The organism is Marinilactibacillus piezotolerans (assembly GCF_900114235.1).
GTDB classification, from domain to species: domain Bacteria; phylum Bacillota; class Bacilli; order Lactobacillales; family Carnobacteriaceae_A; genus Marinilactibacillus; species Marinilactibacillus piezotolerans.
In genome coordinates this window covers 1-19223 of record NZ_FOSJ01000042.1, presented here as the reverse complement: position 1 = coordinate 19223, position 19223 = coordinate 1, and the positions used below count along the sequence as shown (strand labels likewise).

The following is a 19223-nucleotide window of genomic DNA, read 5'->3' as shown; positions in this document are numbered from 1 at the left end:
CAGCGATCGTGGTTCTCAATATACCTCTAAACAGTACCGTCAAATCACGACAGAAGCTGGAATTACACGTAGTATGTCTAGAGTGGGGAAATGTATTGATAACGCACCAATGGAAAGCTTTTTTGGGCACTACAAATGCGAATCGTATCATTTGAAGGAGTACACTCTATATCAAGAACTCATTAAAGATATTGATGAATACATGGAATTTTATAATTTCGAACGTTTACAAGAAACAAAAAACAACCTAACACCGATGGAATTTCGGTATCAGGTTGCCATATAGATTTTTTATTATTTTATTGTCTACTTGACAAGGGTCAGTTCATGATTACTAAAAATAAAAAGCTTATTTTTTTAATCGAGATAATTTTTAAATACCCTATTAAAATCAATGTGATAACTGCTCCAACAATTATAAAATTATTTTATCCGCTCAGTAGCTACTAAAGCCAATTACTTTTTTAAGAATAGTAGTGAATTTCCCGCTTGAGAATTTCATTCATCAACAAAAGGTGCATTTTTTTATGCTTCTCTTATTAAATTAAAGCGCCTTATAAATTTAATGTTTAAACATAAATTTTATTGTGCAAAGTCTGATTTCAAAAGATAGTATTCATTCATGTCTCTGTATTGATCATACATCATAATATCTTGTCGTTTGACTCCAACGAGCTGGAACCCTGTTTTTAAAGCCACTTTGTTGCTAGTGATATTCTCTACATCAGCAAAAATCGTTAATTTATTCAGACCAAGTATTTCAAAAGAATACGTACATAATGTTTTGACTGCTTTAGAAGTAATATTTTTACCAGCGTAACTTGAATGAATCCAATATCCAATTTCAGCTTTTCCATTATTCGAATCGATATGATGTAAATCGATGGTTCCAATTATTTTATCACTAGAAGCGATAAAAAATAATTTATCCGTTCCATTTGCAGCTCCTGTCATTTTTGATTTGAAATAATTAGTTTGACTGGTCACATCAACGGAACTGTCTACAAAACTTAAGAAAGTTCTTATATGCTCCCTGTCAGAATCGACTAAACGGAAAACTTCCTCTGCCATACTAAACTCTGGAACGATTAAATTTAAATCTCCATCAATATTTAACCCCATATACTTTGTCATAACAGCTCTCCTCATAAAAATATTCAAAAGTATACCATAGTTAAAATATTGAATACAAGTTGGTTCCTCATGAAAACTACTATAATAGTATCAATGAATGAATTATTCGTATACCGAAAATGTGCTAATAGTTTTTTATTTGTTCAAATTCTGTTTTAGGCAGAACCCATTCTCTTACAAAAACCGTAGAAAAACGAATATTTTCTTTTCATTAAATGCTGCTATCTAGAAAAGATGCTCATTATATGCTATACTAGTGTCTCATATGGGAATGAGGTTCTCCCAAGGCGTAGCCTAAACTGCTGAAAAGCTGATGACTTCTGTGATGAAATTCTTCATCCAGGAGGCTCGGCTTTTTTTAATGCTTTGATATAATGGATTGAAATTTCATCTCATCATATTACCCGAGAGGATTGAAAAACATGTTAACGAGTTTGGCTTTAATTTTTGTAGCTGGTTTATCTTTAGGAGGGTTATTCAAAAGGTTCGCCTTACCCGGATTGATCGGAATGATTATTGCGGGTGTCGTCATGGGCCCGTATGCATTAGATATACTGGATGATTCCCTGCTTTCTATTTCAGCTGATTTAAGAGAAATTGCTTTAGTTATTATTTTAACCCGTGCGGGACTTTCTTTGAATCTGGCTGAGCTTAAAAAGATTGGTTTGCCTGCCATACTGATGAGTTTTGTTCCAGCATCATTTGAGATTGGTGCCATTACCATACTTGCACCTTTATTATTTGATGTGACTTATATAGAAGCCGCATTGATGGGATCAGTCGTTGCTGCTGTATCTCCGGCTGTTATTGTACCTTTAATGTTAAGGATTAAAGAATCTGGTTATGGGCAGAAAAGAGGGATTCCCCAGCTCGTTTTAGCTGGCGCTTCTTTAGATGATATTTTTGTTATCGTACTGTTCACTTCCTTCTTAACGCTTGCTTCTGGCGGCGCTGTGTCTGCCGGACACTTTTTAACCATTCCTGTATCTATCGTACTTGGTATTCTGGTAGGTGTTCTGACTGGTTTCGTTGTCGGGAAGTTCTTTACATTCATTCGAATGAATGATTCCGCAAAGATTCTTGTAATTCTGAGTACGTCATTCTTTCTACTGGCTTTAGAGGACTGGTTAGCAGATAGTGTTCCTTTATCCGGACTGCTCAGCATTATGAGTATGGGGATCGTCTTGAACCAGCTGTACCCTGATCTCTCCAAGCGAATATCTGGAACTTATTCAAAACTTTGGATTGGTGCAGAGATTCTCTTGTTTGTATTAGTCGGAACAACTGTCGATTTAAGCTACGCCCTTTCAGCTGGTGTTGCGGCGGTTATATTAGTTCTCGGTGCTTTAGTATTCAGGATGCTCGGTGTCTATCTCAGCTTGACGCCTTCTACTTTGACCAAGAAAGAAAGACTGTTCACGATGATTGCCTATACCCCAAAAGCTACTGTACAAGCTGCTATTGGTGGTGTACCTCTTTCTATGGGGCTAGCCAGTGGTCATCTAATCGTAACGGTAGCTGTGCTTTCGATCTTGATTACCGCTCCAATCGGTGCTTTCATTATTGAACATACCTATAGGAAATTACTCGAACGGACTAAGTGGAACTAAATCCGTCATTTGTTTCTAATATATGTCATTGCTCAAGAAAACGATTTATTGTGAAAAATCTATTTGTCAGGCAATTTACAAGTAAGGTATACTAAATACACTTATGAATGGGTTTTGAGAGGATGAGATAAAATGAAACCAGTTATCGGAATTCCAGGAAATGTATTAACGAATTTTAGTCCAAGGTATGAGAGTTTACCCATCACTTACACGCCGCAAGGATTTGTGGAAGGGCTGCATGCGGCTGGTGCTTTACCCGTTGTATTCCCGATTTCTAATGAAGAGAATGCAAAACAATATGTTAAAAGTGTTGACGCAATTGTGCTGGCAGGTGGACAAGATGTCTCTCCTTTAAGTTACGGTGAAGAACCTCATATCAAACTGCAAGATACAAATCTTGAGCGTGACCGTTTTGAAATGGCCGTCATCAAAGAAGCCTGGACAGAAAACAAACCCGTTTTAGCTATTTGCCGTGGTTTACAAATTTTCAACGTGGCTCTTGGTGGTACACTCTATCAGGATGTCTCCATGTATCCTGACTTGGCTGTCCAGCATGTACAAGTATCTACACCAGAAACAGCTGCTCATTCTGTCAAAATCGATCAAGATTCCTGGTTAGGTCAATTATATGGAGAGCAAGCTAATGTTAACTCTTATCATCATCAAGCGATTAAAGACTTGGCAGATAGCTTACGTCCAGTAGCTTGGTCGAAAGATGGACTTATCGAAGCTTTTGAAAGTAAAGACGACCAGCACATTACCATTGGTGTACAATGGCATCCTGAATTGATGATCAGACATAACCTATCTGCGCAAGGATTATTCGATGCTTATGTAGAAACTGTTAAGAACTGGTCACAAACAAAAGCATCACATTTATAGAAATTATTATTTATAAAAGAACAGTCAAGATAGGAATTTAACCTTCCATCTTGACTGTTCTTTTTTCAACTTGAAAAAGCTGAAAACTGTTTTCTTCTACTCTATTTAAAAATCTTTCTTCATGAAATATCTGGTTTCGCCTTCAGCAGGAGAATTTTCAATTTGAGCCATTATGTGATACCCATTCTTCTGGTAAAAAACTGGGGCATTAAAACTCATTGTCTCTAAAAATGCATACTTACACTGTTTTTCTAGAGCAACTTTTTCAATTTCTTTTAATAATTTTGTTCCGATTCCTTTCCCTCTGGCATTCTCTTCCAGAAAAAAGAGTTCAACCGATAAATGATCCCAGTGAATATGGCCGACTATTCTTCCTGTGATAGCGTCGTTTTCTTTATAAACAAAACTGACTTCTTCATAACGCATATCCAGATCAGGTAATTTCTCCACAGTATGTGCTTCAAGTCCAGCTAAGGCTGCTTCTCTATTTTCTTTGTAGGGTATCTGTTCAATTGACATATTCAGTCTCCTCAAAATATTTAATTCTTCAGTATCTATTCTAGCAGATTCAAATTATGGTGACTTCCAAAAATGAAATTATCTGTTAGAGGGATAGCATGGTAAAATTCAAGACTTTTTAAATTTCAAAAAAATGTATAAAGTCAGCAGATAAGAGATCACTATCAATAATGTAAGAGCTGTGATCATGTCCTTCTATAATTTTCAATATGGCATCTGGGATTTTCTTTTCAATCGTCTTATACATCGATCTGTAAAATAAATCCTTTTCTCCTGCAGTAATCAGTGAAGGAATCTGTATATTTTTTAATGCTTCCGGATCGATATTTGGTTCATTCAACATTAAGTAGAACGCTGGATCTCTGGTTTCTTTATATTTCTGCTCTAAATAACGTAGTGGCTTTTTCTTCCAGTCTTTTGGGGAAAGATTCGGGCTTAAGCTGGCTATTTTATTTAAATACACTTCTTGTCTGATTCCTAAGAGGAGGGCGATAATCCCGCCATCACTGAATCCAACGATATTGACTTCCTTTAGTCCTAACTGATTAATCAATAAATGAATATCTTCAGCCATATCATCATAATTAAACGTTGTCCCTGTTTTTGTACTTTTTCCATGCTCTCGGCTATCAACCGCATAAAGTGTAAATTGCTGTTGTAACTTTTCAGCAATTGTATCAAAAATATGATGATCTTCTCCATTTCCGTGCAACAAAAGCATAGGCGGTCCCTGACCACTAATTTCTACATTTAAATCCATTCCATTTCTAATATTTACCAGCATTATTTCTATTTCCTTTTTCAGTTCATTTCTTTAAGTATAAACCATTTTAATGCTTTTTCGAAATAAAAAAAGAATCAGGTTATTTTAAGAGAAAAATAACCTGATTCAATAAACTTCTTAGAGCTCATCATAACTATGATGCGTATTTAATTCTTGAATTTCACCTGTTTGGAAGTATACAATCCACTCAGAAATGTTTGTGATGTAGTCTCCAATTCTTTCAATGTACGTACTTGCCATAATATAGTCCGTAGCTCCAAGCACTAATTCAGGATCTTTTTTCATTTCTGAAATACAAGCTTCTTTGATGTCATGCGTCAAACTATCTACTAGATAATCATAATTCGCAATTTCAACAGCTTTCTCTGTATCATATTCAATGTAGGCAGTGATCACTTCTTCCCCCATTTTTTTGATTTTTTCTCCGGCATCTGAAATCATACCTTCAATCATGCTGTTTCTTTTGTTTCCTTTAACACGGATAGTAGATTTTGAAATACTGACAGCATGGTCACCCATACGTTCTAAGTCTGCGGAAGCTTTCATTACAGTAATAATTTTTCTAAGGTCCGTCGTTACTGGCTGCTGCAAAGCAATTAATTCAATACAAGCTTGTTCCAAGTCATGTTCGAACTGGTTGATTTCTTTATCTTCTTCAATAACGCCTTTAGCCAGTTCTTTATCGTGATTGACAAAAGCTTTGATAGATTTATAAATTGCTTCATTTACCTTGCATCCCATTTGATAAAACTTACGGTGCAATTGTTCTAATTCTTCATCATATGCTCTTCTCATAATCCATTCCCTCCTATTAATAAAAAGCTGTTACCTGCTATTATCCGAATCTACCAGAAATATAATTTTCTGTTTCTTCTTGATCTGGGTTTGTAAAGATTTTACGGGTATCACCATGTTCAATGATATGACCATTCAAGAAAAAGGCTGTTTCATCAGAGACACGGGAAGCTTGCTGCATATTATGTGTGACCATAACGATCGTATACTCTGACTTCAAATCTGAAACCAATTCTTCGATTTTAGCTGTAGAAATTGGATCCAAGGCACTAGTGGGCTCGTCCATTAACAAGACTTCTGGTCCAACTGCCAAGGCTCTAGCGATACAGATTCTTTGTTGTTGTCCTCCTGAGATAGAAAGGGCATTTCGATCTAAATAGTCTTTCACTTCATCCCATATTGCGGCTTGTTTTAAGCTGCGCTCAACAATTTCATCTAGTTCTTTTTTGTTTTTGATTCCATGTGTACGTGGTCCATATGCTATATTATCATAAATACTTTTTGGAAAGGGGTTTGGTTGTTGGAACACCATTCCTACCTTTTTACGGAGTTGGTTGACATCTGTTTTAGGATCATAAATATTTTTACCATCTAACTCAATGGTTCCTTCGATCCGACAAGTCTCGATCAAGTCATTCATTCTATTTAGTGATTTAATAAAAGTAGATTTACCACAACCGGATGGTCCGATAAATGCTGTGATTTTTTTCTCGGGAATGGCTAAGTCCAATCCATGTAAGGCTTGAAAATCTCCATACCATAATTTCAAGTCTTTTACTTCCATTTTATATGTTGGTGTAGACATCTATTTTCCTCCTTTAGATAAACGGGCACTAACTAATGTAGATAAGCCATTCAGGATTAAGACAAACAGTAATAAGACAACTGCTGTAGCATAGGCTTGATCAACATGGAACCCTTCGTTAGACAATACGAACATGTGCAGTGCGAGTGTTCTACCTGAACTGAACAAGCCGCCTGGAATATTAGAAGCAGAGCCTAATGTATAAAGGAGTGCTGCTGTTTCACCGATTACACGTCCAGTAGCTAAAATAATTCCTGATAGAATTCCCGGCATGGCAACTGGAAGCACAACTGTAAAGATCGTTCTCAATTTGCCGGCACCCAGAGCGTAACTAGCTTCTCTAATCGGGCGCCCAGTAGAAATCAGGGCTTCTTCAGTTGCTCGAATGATTAAAGGAAGCGACATGATCACTGATGTCAAAATCCCTGCAATCAGAGAAAGTCGGAAACTCAAGAAAGTTACAAAGAATAAAAAACCAAATAAACCATATACGATAGAAGGAACAGCAGCTAATGTGTCTGTCGCCATACTAACAGCTTTTACAATAGGATTTTTACGATTCGCATATTCAACTAGATAAAAACCTGTAAAGACACCGATTGGAGTTGTAACCAGCAAGGTTCCTCCAACTACATATAAAGTGGTAATGATTGCCGGCATCATAGATACGTTTTGGGAAGTGGAATTCCAGGCAAATAAGTCAGGCGTAAGAAATCTTACTCCGTTTATTAGAATAAAGATAATGACATATCCCAGCATTCCAAACGTTATAGCCGCTGAAAGATAAACGAACCCTCTTATGATTTTTGCGCTCATAACTATTTTGCCTCCTTATTTTTAAAGTAAAGAAAAATTGAATTGATCAGTAAAATAAAGCCGAATAATACAACAGCTGTAGCAATTAGTGCTTCTCTGTGTTCACCAGTTGCATATGCCATTTCAATAACGATATTCGTTGTCAAGGTTCGAACGCCTGAAAGAAGACTATCAGGTATGATTGCCTGATTTCCGGCAATCAACACGACAGCCATTGTTTCCCCGATCGCACGACCGATTCCTAAAATGATACTGGATATAATTCCAGACTTGGCAGCAGGGAGTAACACCCTGAAAATACTTCTTTCATGGGTAGCACCTAAAGCTACACTACCTGTATAGTAAGTACGCGGTACAGCACGCAGAGCAGACTCAGAAAGACTGATTACCGTCGGCAGGATCATAATTCCTAGTAGAATCGAGGCAGTAAGTACGCTATACCCATTTCCGCCAAAATACTGTCTGATCAGTGGTGTGAAAACCTGCAAAGCAAAGAATCCATAGACAATTGAAGGAATGGCAGCCATTAAATTTACAGCTGGTTTTAATATTTTATATAAAAACGACGGGCAAAATTCTGCCATAAAAATTGCTGTTAGTACTCCAATCGGTACCCCGACAACTGCAGCGCCTATAGTAACATAGATAGATCCAATAATCATTGGAAAAATTCCATATGAAGCTGGTGCATTAGTAGGCGTCCACTCCATGCCAAAAATAAAATTGAAAAATCCATAATCAAGCATAAACGGAACACCGTTAGCAAAAATAAATATTACAATTAATAATAGTGCAACTATAGAGAAACAAGCCGAAAGAAAAAAGATTCCCTTCATAACCATTTCTTTACTATTTTTCAATATTAAGCATCCTTTCCAGAGTAAAGATAAGTACGTTTATGTTCATAATAACCAATAAGATCGACAAAATCTACGCTATACACTTACTTATCTAAACTGTACAATATACACGCAAAAAAGGTATGGAACCGAATTGAACTCAATCCGGTTCCACCCCTCTATTACTCATTTCAAATTATTTAATTGTAGACTACTGACTACACACTTTATAAGATCGATAACAAGGGGAGACTTATTAAGTGATAATCTCATATCAATGCAGGAATAAAGATTATTCCATTACGTCATCCCAATTTGTGATTTCTCCAACGAAGATTTGACGAACTTGATCTAAAGTCAATCCTTCTAGAGGGTTGTCGTTATTTACAACCACTGCGATTCCATCATTAGCGATCGCTTCAACAGTTAAACTAGCAGCTTCTTCTTCTGACAATTCACGAGATGCCATCCCAATATCTGCAGTTGCGTCTTGTGCAGCAGTTACCCCAGCACTTGAACCAGTAGCAGAGATTTCAAATGTAACATCTGGATAAATTTCTGTGAATGCTTCAGAGATTACTGTAGCAACGGGTTCTACTGAAGTAGATCCTGCAAGACTGATTGTTCCTTCGATACCTTCAGCTTCTTCGTATGCAGCAGCATCAGGTTCTACAGGGATGTAACCTTCTTCTTCAACAAGTGCTTGACCTTCCGCACTAAAGATGAAGTCCCAGAATTCTTGTGCTTGTGGAGTTAAGTCTTCCCCGTAAGCCATGTTGAATGGACGAGCGATTGGATAAGTGCCATCAGCTACTGTATCATGTGTTGGTTCTACATCATCAATCATTACGCCTTTAACTGTATCATTTAAAGAACCTAATGAGATGTAACCAATTCCGTTAATATCTTCAGATACGGCAGTGATTACGCCTTGAGTACCACTTTGGATAATTGCGCTTTGAGCAGTGTTGTCAGTTTCAGTGTCGCCATCTTCTACTAATACTCCAGTAATTTCGTTGAATGCTCCACGAGTACCTGAAGCTGTATCACGAGCTACTACAGTAATTGTTCCAGAAGTATCGAAATCTCCTGAAGCTTCGTCTGTTCCAGTACCTTCTGAATCAGATCCTCCATCTGCACATGCTGCCAGTAGTGCAGTTGCGCTTAATGCCATAATCCATTTTGATGCGTACTTAAGTTTCATTTTAAATCTCCTTTGATTTAATAATGTGATAGACAGTCGATCTTGTCCTCGGTTCCTATATTACAAGCTGAATGTTGATTCATTACTGAATTTATGTGTATTTAATGTAAACTTATGTAAATTTTTTGTAAATATATCATTCGCTTTCTTATTTACCTTTTAAAAACCCTTTACCTAAAAGCATCTGGACTAAATATCCTTTGTAAAAAATAAAAGCTCTGAACATCTTTTTACTCAAATAATCCTTTTAAGTAAAGATAGATATTCAGAACTCTTTTAATATAGTTTATTTTTAAAAATTCAGTATGATAGGCTGCAGGAAATAAACGGCCAATACAATTACTACAACACTGACTATATTCATCCAGAATCCAGCTTTAACCATATCCTCTATTTTTAATTCATTGGTACTGAATACTGCTGCATTAGGCGGTGTAGAGATCGGAAGCATGAAAGCACAGGAAGAAGCCAGCGCTACCACTGCCATGATGCCATAAGGCGCTACCCCAATACCTGCAGCTAGCCCCACACTGATTGGCATCAGCATATTCGATACTGCTGTATTAGACATGATTTCTGTCATGAATAAAATCGTAGCTGTCAGGATAATTAAGATGACCAGATAATTAAATTGTTCCAGATTAGATAAGACATCGCCGAACCAGCTTGTCAGCCCTGAAGATTCAAATGCTGCTGCTAATGACAGGCCGCCACCAAACAATAATAGTAATCCCCAAGACAAATGTTTCATATCGATCCAGTCTAGTATTCTGCCACCTTTTGAACTCGGAATCATAAACAACAGAACTGCTCCAGTCATAGATATCGTCGTATCAGATAATGCAAAAGGCAAAAAGCCGCCAAAAATCCACAAAGAGCCAATCAGACAAAAGATAACTGAAACCATTTTCTCTTCTATAGACATTGGTCCAAGATCTTTTAACTGCTGTCTGGCAAAATCCGAAGAAATTTCTCCATTTTGTTCAACTGGAAACTTGATTTTTGTAATGTAAAAATATAATACAACCATTAAAACTGTTGTCACTATAATCCCGAACAAAAACCAATCAGAAAATGTAATGTTCTGGTTAAGCATACTGTTTGCAACCGCAACGAAGGCGGCATTAGGAACTGAACCAACGATGGTAGCTAGTCCGCCAATAGACGCTGAATAGGCAACCATCAGTAATAATCCTTTTGAGAAGTTCTGAAGTGATTTTTCATTAAAGAATTTTTTCTCTTTGATTTCTGTAATCAATGCAATCGCGATCGGCAGCATCATCAAAGCTGTTGCTGCATTTGAGATCCACATGGATAAAAAGGCTGTTGCAAGTCCTACACCTAAAATAATCCGGTTGCTGCTTGTTCCTAGAATAGAGATAATCGACATGGCGATTCTTCTATGTAAATTCCATTTCTCGATGGCTATTGCAATGGTAAAGCCACCCATATACATAAATACAATAGGGTTTCCATAAGCCATTGTTGCAGTAGCCTGGTCTGCTCCACCTGTCAACGGGAGTAAAATAATGGGTAAAAGTGACGTTGCTGGTATAGGCAGAGCTTCAGTAATCCACCAGATTGCTACCCATGCAGTAACGCCAAGTACTGCTCGCGGCGAATTCTCTAAACCGGTAATGGAAGGTATAAAATATAATAGGAAAAATAATGATGGTCCCAGTATTAAGCCTGCTTTTTTTAAACTGAATTGCATTGTAAACACTCCTTAAATCTGATTATCATACGATTTCTCACTCTTGCTTAAACAACGAAATAGTGCACGTTCAGAATAAACATTCTGAGATGCACTATTTCTTAATTACTTTATTTACTTATTGAACAGAGTTTAAGCTCAAGTACATTTATTGAAACAACTTCCAGCGAGTCAAAAAGGTTAAGCTACTATCCTTGATACTGGCCTTTAGTTGCAATATTGTTTTTTTCAATATCGTTGATAATGACCGTTATGGCATCTTTACTAGCACCTGTATGCGTTTCAACAGCTTTAACAATATCTTCTACTAGTCCCTTTTTTTGTTCATCAGTACGCCCTTTGATCATATCCACGTGAACGATTGGCATAGAACTCACTCCTTATGTTTAATTCACTCAATCATAGCATACTTCATATTTGGAAAACAGCTGGCTAAAATTTTAAAAGTATTTTGTCAAAATGCTTAATTTTAAAAAGTGAACCATTCAATATTACAATTAATATTTTGCATCTTCCCAAATGTTGTTTTGATTATTCAGAAACAGGTACAACAGCTCCGCCCCATGTTTCTAAAATATAATCTTGTGTTTCTTCACTATGCAAAACATCTACTAATTTTTGAACTGCTTCGCTATCAGCATCTTCTGAACGTACGGCAATAATGTTGGCATAAGGAGAATCTTCACTTTGGATTGCGATAGAATCTTCTACCGGGTTGATGCCATTATCTACTGCGAAGTTTGAATTAATAAATACAACGTCTCCTTCATCACTATTCAATAATTGAACCATAAGCGCTGGATCATAGTCGTACTGGAACTCAAGATTACGTTCGTTTTCAGCGATATCATCAAAGGTTGCTTCTGTAATATCTACACCTTCTTTAAGTGTAATCAACCCATGATCTTGTAAAATTTCTAAAATACGTCCATAATCTGGTGCGTTGCTGCTGACTAATATTTCTGCACCTTCGGGAAGGTCTTCCAGACTTTCATAACGTTGTGAATAAGCTGCGATTGGTTCAATATGAATTCCACCAGCATTCACAAAGTCATACCCATTTTCTTCTACTTCTGCATTAAAATAAGGAACATGCTGGAAGTAGTTCGCATCTAAGTCTCCATCTGCAAGTGCCTGATTGATCAGCGGATAATCGGTGTACGTTACAATCTCTAAGTCTACTCCCTCTTCTTCTAGTGTCGGTTTAACAAACTCTAGAATCTCTCCATGAGGTGTGTTCGTTGCCCCTACTGTTAAAGTTGTTGTTTCTTCTGAACCTGAACTTTCGCTAGACTCCTCGTTAGATGAATCACTTTCGTTTCCACAAGCACTTAACAACGCTACCGCTCCTGCAGATAATAAAACTTTCTTTAGTAATGATTTTGACATTTGATTTTCCTCCAAATAATTTTTTAGTTTTTTCCAATAGTTAGATATTACCTTTTATCAATCTTCTTAACGATGAAATCCCCTGTAGCTTGAAGTACAAAAACGATTGCTACAATCGTAACTGTTGCCACTAGCGTTACCGTATTACGACTTCGCTGGAATCCATCCAGATAAGCCATATTTCCTAACCCGCCAGCACCAATAATTCCAGCAATGGCTGAGAACCCGATCAGCGAAATAGCTGTTACGGTAATTCCTGAGATTAGTGATGGCAAACTTTCTGGTATCAGCACTTTAGTGATAATTTCCAGTTTACTGGCACCCATTGCCTCGGCTGCTTCAATAACGCCTCTATCTACATCTCTAAAGCTAGTTTCAACTAATCTGCCGTAAAATGGCGCTGCCGATAAAATCAGTGCCGGCAGGCCGGCAGTAGGGCCAGTCATTGTATCTAAAAGTGCCCGTGTAAATGGAATGAGTAAAACAATTAGTATAATAAATGGAATAGAACGAAATACATTGACAAGAAGTGTCGTAATATAATAAATAGCTTTTGCAACTTTGCCTTCTCTTTTATTTGTCTCGTATAGAATCAGTCCTAAAATCAACCCTAGAATCAATACAGCAACAAGGGAAGCGAACGTCATATATAGCGTATCCAATGTGTTCGTCCATAATTTAGCTGGTTCCACTTCTTCCCAGTTCGTATAGGACTGTATAATTTCTATAAAACTCTCTTCTTTACGCATAATCGATCACCTCGATTTCTATATGGTACGCTTTAATTTTCTGCAAAGCCTGCTCTATTGATTCAGTACTACCGGTAATCTGCACGTATAATGAGCCTAATGAAGTATCTTGTGACTCTTGGACACTTCCTTGGATGATATTGATGTCCACATCATATTCTCTTGATATTCTAGAAATAAAAGGACTTCTGACTTGATCTTCCAAAAAGACCAGCCGGGCTACTTTACCTTCTGGGTATTTCCGAGCCAGTTCATGTAAAATTGTTATGGTGTCTTCTGAATCGATATTCGTATCTTGTCGAATGAACTGTTTCGTAATCGTTTCTCTAGGATTTTTGAACACTTCTTTTACTTGACCTTCTTCTACTACTTTACCGTCACTCATTACAGCTACTCGGTCGCAGATCCTTCTAATGACTTGCATTTCATGAGTAATCAATACGATCGTTAAATTCAACTTTTTATTGATATCAAGCAAAAGCTCTAAGACATCTTCTGTCGTTTTCGGATCTAAAGCACTGGTTGCTTCATCACATAAGAGTACGGTAGGGTCATTGGCCAGTGCCCTGGCAATTCCAACACGCTGCTTTTGACCACCAGACAACTCGGAAGGATAAGCCTGTTCTCTTCCTTCGAGCCCAACTAATCTGATCAATTCAAGTGCGCGTTGTTTTCGTTTTGCTTTAGGTACACGCGCAATCTCCAGAGGAAAAAGAATGTTTTCCAATACCGTTCGACTCCAGAGTAAATTGAAATGCTGGAAGATCATCCCGATTTTCTGTCTTTCTTTACGTAATGTGGATTTCTTCAAAGTATTTAATGCTTTTCCTGCAAGTGATACTTCTCCGCTTGTCGGTTTTTCCAGTCCATTCAGCAATCTGAGCAGAGTACTTTTTCCAGCACCTGAGTATCCCACAATTCCATAAACTTCTCCGTCTTGAATAGCTATATTTACATTGTCTAATGCCGCAACATCAGCTTGTTTGGTTTTATAGATTTTCTTGATTTCTTTTAATTCGATCATGCTGCTTCCTCCTTTAAAAGTGGTGATAAACGAGTAAATTATTCATTTGTCTGCTTTTCAACTTATAAAATCAGAAAAAAAAAGCTTCTGTCCTATAGAATCTGATCATAGATTCCAAAGGACAAAAGCTTCAGCTCTCGTGTTACCACCTTTATTCGTCATATACTCGCGTATATCACCTCATCCAGTACTTAGACAATTCCTTAATCTGTATACTGCGGCACGATATCGGATGCATCCGGACCAAGCTTGTGAGTTATCATTCACCTGATCTGCTCAAAGATCATTTTCCATCCCGCCTGCATTGCCGCTTTTCACCAAATCACAGCTCTCTTTGAATGTTTCTTGGATGTACTCTTCTTTTCATCGCATTTAACTTCTATTAACATAATTTATTTGTTTTAAGTGATTTTTATATTATCAGTCTGTACTTTAGATGTCAAGCTTATTTTTTACTTTCCCAGGGATCGTTTGAAAATGTTTCGACAAAGGCTTGATCTACTCCACTTAATTCAATAATCCAATTCTCTTTTTTTTCAGGTGAATTCAGTAATTCCGGCTCATCTTCTACTTCTTCATGAACTGCCTTCACTTCTCCAGCTACTGGTATGGTCAGTTCGGTAACAGCTTTAGCTCCCTCAACGCCTAATAGCACATCTCCCGCTTCTAACTTTGTACCATATTCAGGAAGATCTACAAACATAACCTCACCAATATCATCTTGTCCTTTTTCAGATAAACCAATTCTATGATTTTCTCCTATTTTTTCGATCCATATCCCTGACTCATGATATTTAACTGTCATTTTGTGTTCTCCTTTTCTCCTGATATCCATACTTCTTCATATTCATTTTCTTTAAATCCAATTGTGCATTTATCTTGTTTTATAGCTAAGGGACGTTTGATCAACATACCGTTTTCTGAAAGCAGTTCTGCTGCTGCTTCTATCGACATATCTGATACTTTGTCTTTTAGCTCATATTCTCGATAGAGTTGTCCACTCGTATTAAAAAATTGTTTTAGTGGTCGGTTTGAATGTGTCATCAGTTTGATTAGTTCTTCTTTTGCCGGAGCTGTTTCTTTTAAATTGATAAATTCATAAGCAATATTCTGTTTTTCTAACCATTTTTGAGCTTTTTTACACGTTGTGCATGTTGGATGACAATAAAACTTCATTACAGATTGTTCCTCCCGCTGAAATCGTCTTTTACTATTATAATCTATTTGATCTAAAAGAAAAAGAGGGCAAACAAAAATGAAGCAAGCTCTGACAGCCACTTCATTTTCATTCTTTTAATACCGATTAGTTTATTCCGTTTCTCTTTTTTCATAGACTTCCTCTAATTCATCTTCTTTTAAACGGTTAACTTTGTACAGCTTTCTTTTCATAATTACTGTATCTGCTTCATTAGGATAACCTTCCCAAGAAGTATCTTCGAACTGTTCTTGATGTTTCAGCTCTGATTCATATTCTGGTACAGATTTATGCTGCTGCCATTCAAAGATAATCGTATTGAGTAATCCACCTAATAAAATAATTATACTAGAGAGATACAAAAATAACATTAAGGCTATGAATGCTCCAAATGTAGCATTCGCTACTGCATCTCCACCAGCTAGATTGAGATATAGAGAAAATCCTTGTACTAAGGCCAGCCAGCCGATCGTAGTAAATATCGCACCTGGATATGAATATTTCAACGTCAGATTGTGATTTGGAACAAAGCGGTAGACAATATAGAAGACAACAAACAAAATCGCCATCAAAACAACATATCTAAGAACCAAAAATTCTTGAATAAATGGTAAGCTCATTCCCACAAAGTCTTGTACGATATTGAGAATTTGCTCTCCAAATACAAATAAGAATACAGTCAAGCCGATAACAACTAAAATCGCCATCATGACTAACACCGAAATAATTCGGGCTACAATAAAATTATTTTCTTGAACAACACCATAAACATCATTCAAGTTATTTCTTAATGTATTGATTACTTTGCTGGATGACCAGATAGCTGCCAGTAAACCAAAAGAAACGGCTCCTCCACTAGCACTCTGCAGATAACTTTCAATCGTCGGTTCCAATACATTATAAATATCAGCAGGAATCAGATCAGACATAAAACTTAAAACATCGCTAGTTGCCATAGGCAGCAATGGAATAATATTTGCGATAACCAGCAAAACGGGTAATAAAGATAATAGCAAAAAATAAGCCATTTCAGCGGCACTCTGAGTAACTTCAGCTCGCTGCCAGTTTGACTGCAGTACATGGATCAAACGAACCAACTTTTTTTTATGAGGAATTTTTTCTTCGAACTTTTCCATTTTTTCCAATTCATTTCACGTCCTTAATTCTGTTAATTACTCAACAGTTCTTTCTTATATCATATCATAGAGCGTCTTTTGAATAGTATCGAAAGGCATTGAGCCTCTATAGATAAAAAAGCCAAATAAAAAGCCCTCTCAAAGAATCGTTCACCAGATTTAACCACTTCAGTATGGCAATCCATAACTTTCTTTAAAAAGGCTGATAAATTAGTTTATTGATCGTGTAGGTTATATTCAGCAATAATCATTTGAATGCCTTCATCAATCGTTTTAGCTGTCATTTCTTTTTCTGCCTTGTACAAGACAGTTACTTGTTCATCTAAGGGTTGTCTAACTGTTCCGATAACCTTATTTTTCACTAATACTTCAAGCTCTGTTAATGATTCTGACTGATTAGCTGTTTCCTTGATTTCTACTTCGATATTTTTATTTCTGTTAGCCATTTGAATCCTCCGTTTTTAAGTCTTGCATATCCTTATTCTTTCTCTTTAGCATACTTCAAACTGACACTATGAGCAAGATAAATTCAATGACTGGTTCATTATAATTCTTTATTTAGGTTCTTTTCGCTATAATGATTAGACGGAATATAATAACGCTTCACAGGAGGAGCAACAATGAAACTTGTTCAATACTATAAGAAAACTTCGACTCGTACAATTCAGCTTGGTATTGAGTCACCCCACGGTTTGATCAACGCAGCTAAGCTAAGCAACTATTTCAAAAAAGAAACTGATTATACTATGGAATCGGTCATTAATAATAGTTCAGAGCAATTGGCTCAGCTTAAAGACTTAGTCGAACAATTAATGTCTTCAAAAATTGAGCTTGAAAATTTTATTGATTATAACCATCAGATAACTTTCCTTCCTGTGGTTCAAAATCCAGAAAAGATTATATGCGTGGGAATGAATTATCTGGATCACGTAAAAGAAATGGATGGTGAAGTACCACTTAATCCTATTTTATATAATAAATTCAATAATACGCTCGCTGCCCATCAACATGATATACCACTTCCACCTGTAGCCAGACAAGTTGACTATTCTGCTGAACTGGTTGTGGTAATCGGGCGAGAAATGAAAAATGTGCAGAAAGAAAATGTGTTTGATTATATTTTTGGTTATACTGTAGGTAATAATTTTTCTGATCGTAAACTACAGCGAAAATCTTCACAGTGGATGCTTGGACAAACTTTAGACTACTTTGCACCTGTTGGGCCTAGAATTGTCACAAAAGATGAGGTTCCTCATTTAGACAATCTCAACGTTACTTTAAAAGTTAATAACCAAGTTGTTCAAAACGGGAATACAAAAGACATGATTTTCGATGTACCAACTATTCTCAGTTATTTATCTAAACATATCACATTAAAACCCGGAGACTTGATTTTTACTGGAACACCTAAAGGCGTCATATTAGGGAGACCTGATAATGAGCAGAACTGGTTGTCTCAAAACGACTTAATTGAAGTGACTGTATCAAATATCGGAACTTTGATCAATCAGATAAAATAAAAGCACCGCACTTTCCATAATCGGAAAGTACGTTGCTTTTATTTTTATTGCAAGGCTATGGTAATTCAATTGATTCTGTTACTTCTCTAACATAACCGTGTTTTGGTATTTTTGTTTGTTTCTGGAATGGGTAACGCATTCCTAAAGTATGTTTAGCAATTTTGGTTGAGTGATCGGACATTCTCTCCAGATTTGAAACAATATCTACAAAAAGAATTCCATCTGAAGGTAAACCTACACCTTTATTCAATCGCTCAATAAACTTACTACGAATGTCGTCTTCAAGTTTATTCACATCTCTTTCCCGTTTTAACACTTTTCCGGCTAGTGAATAACTATCCTTAGAGAAAGAGGCAACTGCATCTTTAATGTTTTGTTCGACTAGTTCGAACAACTTCACAAGATCATCATCGTAAAAGACTTTTTCATCTTTATTATGATTTTTATTGTGTTTTTTATTTGCTTTAACAGCTTCTTGAATGTTTTTGATGACATTCTCCGAATGGTCGCCGATACGCTCCAGATACTTCGTTACATCTACGTAAGCGATGAATAGCTGAGTACCTACAAATAAAAATCGGACACCTCTATAATAAGAAATGTCCGAAGAGTATAATATACTGAATGTCTAGCGACATTCCATCTGCACCTTTGGATTCCATGGCAAATAAGCCTCCAAAGGTGTATTTTGTCGATTTGGAAGATAAGTTAAGAGGTAGTCCAGATATTTTCGTGGATGTAATCCGTTGGATTTGGCCGTCTCGACGAGACTCAAAATAGTCGCAACGGCATGAGCACCCTCAAAAGATTTTGAAAACAGCCAGTTCTTTCTGCCCATAACGAGTGACTTGATGCCACGTTCGGCTAGATTGTTGGATAGCACGAGACGGCCGTCCTTCAGAACGTTCATCATTCGCTCTTTCTGATTCAGCGCATAGTTGATCGCTGTGCCAAGTTTGCCATGCGCAGTTAGGGATTCACACCAGTCAAAAAACGCCTCAAGCTTTGGCTTCACTAGTTCTAAGCGCTGATCATACCGTTCGCTAACAGATAAGTCCTTGAGGGACTTATCCAACGCAAATAACTCGTTACACAGCGTGACTCCCTT

The 19223-nt window shown here is 36.9% G+C and carries 23 protein-coding genes, 1 riboswitch and 1 other annotated feature; of the genes, 4 read left to right on the top strand and 19 right to left on the bottom strand.

All coding sequences use genetic code 11. The features are described 5' to 3' along the window. Positions 1-286, top strand: a 286-nt coding sequence (locus tag BM212_RS09415; protein WP_143744934.1) for an IS3 family transposase, incomplete at its 5' end; no start/stop codon positions are given. Between the two features lie 296 nt (positions 287-582). On the opposite strand, the gene BM212_RS09410 is transcribed toward BM212_RS09415, so the two are convergent. Continuing rightward, on the bottom strand, positions 583-1134 hold the full coding sequence (locus BM212_RS09410) for a GNAT family N-acetyltransferase (protein WP_091898272.1): 552 nt from the start codon (positions 1132-1134) through the stop codon (positions 583-585). Positions 1135-1392: 258 nt separating this feature from the next. Beyond that, positions 1393-1464, top strand: a riboswitch (Fluoride riboswitch). A gap of 92 nt (positions 1465-1556) precedes the next feature. Here BM212_RS09410 and BM212_RS09405 point away from each other — a divergent pair. Together BM212_RS09405 and BM212_RS09400 are read left to right on the top strand one after the other, a co-directional pair. Next, positions 1557-2744 (top strand): cation:proton antiporter, encoded by a 1188-nt coding sequence (locus tag BM212_RS09405; RefSeq protein WP_091898270.1) that lies wholly within the window; start codon positions 1557-1559, stop codon positions 2742-2744. A gap of 132 nt (positions 2745-2876) precedes the next feature. Continuing rightward, positions 2877-3626: a gamma-glutamyl-gamma-aminobutyrate hydrolase family protein gene (locus BM212_RS09400; protein WP_091898268.1), complete on the top strand. Its 750-nt coding sequence runs from the start codon at positions 2877-2879 to the stop codon at positions 3624-3626. 105 nt (positions 3627-3731) lie between these two features. On the opposite strand, the gene BM212_RS09395 is transcribed toward BM212_RS09400, so the two are convergent. The 16 genes from BM212_RS09395 to BM212_RS09320 form a co-directional block, all read right to left on the bottom strand. Next, positions 3732-4145, bottom strand: coding sequence for a GNAT family N-acetyltransferase (locus BM212_RS09395; protein ID WP_091898266.1), 414 nt, complete (start codon positions 4143-4145; stop codon positions 3732-3734). Between the two features lie 118 nt (positions 4146-4263). After that, positions 4264-4929, bottom strand: coding sequence for an alpha/beta fold hydrolase (locus tag BM212_RS09390; RefSeq protein WP_091898264.1), 666 nt, complete (start codon positions 4927-4929; stop codon positions 4264-4266). A 117-nt stretch (positions 4930-5046) separates the two neighbouring features. Further along, positions 5047-5724, bottom strand: a complete 678-nt coding sequence (phoU, locus tag BM212_RS09385) for a phosphate signaling complex protein PhoU (protein WP_072695776.1) — start codon at positions 5722-5724, stop codon at positions 5047-5049. A 40-nt stretch (positions 5725-5764) separates the two neighbouring features. Beyond that, the gene (gene pstB / locus BM212_RS09380) at positions 5765-6529 is read right to left on the bottom strand and encodes a phosphate ABC transporter ATP-binding protein PstB (RefSeq protein WP_072695778.1); all 765 of its coding nucleotides are present in this window, start codon (positions 6527-6529) and stop codon (positions 5765-5767) included. Further along, positions 6530-7345, bottom strand: coding sequence for a phosphate ABC transporter permease PstA (gene pstA, locus BM212_RS09375; RefSeq protein ID WP_072695780.1), 816 nt, complete (start codon positions 7343-7345; stop codon positions 6530-6532). A 2-nt stretch (positions 7346-7347) separates the two neighbouring features. Continuing rightward, on the bottom strand, positions 7348-8187 hold the full coding sequence (gene pstC / locus BM212_RS09370; RefSeq protein ID WP_072696214.1) for a phosphate ABC transporter permease subunit PstC: 840 nt from the start codon (positions 8185-8187) through the stop codon (positions 7348-7350). A gap of 289 nt (positions 8188-8476) precedes the next feature. Then, the gene (locus BM212_RS09365; RefSeq protein WP_072695782.1) at positions 8477-9388 is read right to left on the bottom strand and encodes a substrate-binding domain-containing protein; all 912 of its coding nucleotides are present in this window, start codon (positions 9386-9388) and stop codon (positions 8477-8479) included. Positions 9389-9680: 292 nt separating this feature from the next. Beyond that, positions 9681-11102, bottom strand: a complete 1422-nt coding sequence (locus tag BM212_RS09360; protein ID WP_091898262.1) for an SLC13 family permease — start codon at positions 11100-11102, stop codon at positions 9681-9683. A gap of 188 nt (positions 11103-11290) precedes the next feature. Further along, positions 11291-11470 carry a 2-hydroxymuconate tautomerase gene (locus BM212_RS09355; RefSeq protein WP_091898260.1) on the bottom strand — a complete coding sequence of 60 codons (180 nt, stop codon included), beginning with the start codon at positions 11468-11470 and terminating at the stop codon, positions 11291-11293. 163 nt (positions 11471-11633) lie between these two features. After that, positions 11634-12491, bottom strand: a complete 858-nt coding sequence (locus BM212_RS09350) for a MetQ/NlpA family ABC transporter substrate-binding protein (protein ID WP_072695788.1) — start codon at positions 12489-12491, stop codon at positions 11634-11636. Positions 12492-12538: 47 nt separating this feature from the next. Continuing rightward, entirely contained in the window at positions 12539-13240 is a 702-nt protein-coding gene (locus BM212_RS09345) for a methionine ABC transporter permease (protein WP_072695790.1), read from the bottom strand. Further along, positions 13233-14264: a methionine ABC transporter ATP-binding protein gene (locus tag BM212_RS09340; protein WP_072695792.1), complete on the bottom strand. Its 1032-nt coding sequence runs from the start codon at positions 14262-14264 to the stop codon at positions 13233-13235. The genes BM212_RS09345 and BM212_RS09340 overlap by 8 nt, the downstream gene beginning before the upstream one ends. A gap of 114 nt (positions 14265-14378) precedes the next feature. Further along, positions 14379-14640 (bottom strand) — a binding site (T-box leader). Between the two features lie 69 nt (positions 14641-14709). Next, positions 14710-15069, bottom strand: coding sequence for a glycine cleavage system protein H (locus BM212_RS09335; protein WP_072695794.1), 360 nt, complete (start codon positions 15067-15069; stop codon positions 14710-14712). Beyond that, positions 15066-15440: an arsenate reductase family protein gene (locus tag BM212_RS09330; protein WP_072695796.1), complete on the bottom strand. Its 375-nt coding sequence runs from the start codon at positions 15438-15440 to the stop codon at positions 15066-15068. Before BM212_RS09330 ends, BM212_RS09335 begins: the two co-directional genes overlap by 4 nt. A gap of 132 nt (positions 15441-15572) precedes the next feature. Then, positions 15573-16595 carry a YihY/virulence factor BrkB family protein gene (locus BM212_RS09325; RefSeq protein WP_091898274.1) on the bottom strand — a complete coding sequence of 341 codons (1023 nt, stop codon included), beginning with the start codon at positions 16593-16595 and terminating at the stop codon, positions 15573-15575. A 215-nt stretch (positions 16596-16810) separates the two neighbouring features. Further along, positions 16811-17041, bottom strand: a complete 231-nt coding sequence (locus BM212_RS09320) for a DUF2969 family protein (protein ID WP_091898258.1) — start codon at positions 17039-17041, stop codon at positions 16811-16813. 174 nt (positions 17042-17215) lie between these two features. Between BM212_RS09320 and BM212_RS09315 the strand changes: the two genes are divergently transcribed. Beyond that, entirely contained in the window at positions 17216-18115 is a 900-nt protein-coding gene (locus BM212_RS09315; protein ID WP_091898256.1) for a fumarylacetoacetate hydrolase family protein, read from the top strand. Between the two features lie 55 nt (positions 18116-18170). Here the strand turns inward: BM212_RS09315 and BM212_RS12625 are convergent, their stop codons facing one another. Together BM212_RS12625 and BM212_RS09305 are read right to left on the bottom strand one after the other, a co-directional pair. Then, a complete protein-coding gene (locus tag BM212_RS12625; protein WP_177206418.1) occupies positions 18171-18515 on the bottom strand; it encodes a PhoU domain-containing protein in 345 nt (114 codons plus the stop codon). 228 nt (positions 18516-18743) lie between these two features. Then, positions 18744-19223, bottom strand: a 480-nt coding sequence (locus BM212_RS09305) for an IS66 family transposase (protein WP_143744933.1), incomplete at its 5' end; no start/stop codon positions are given.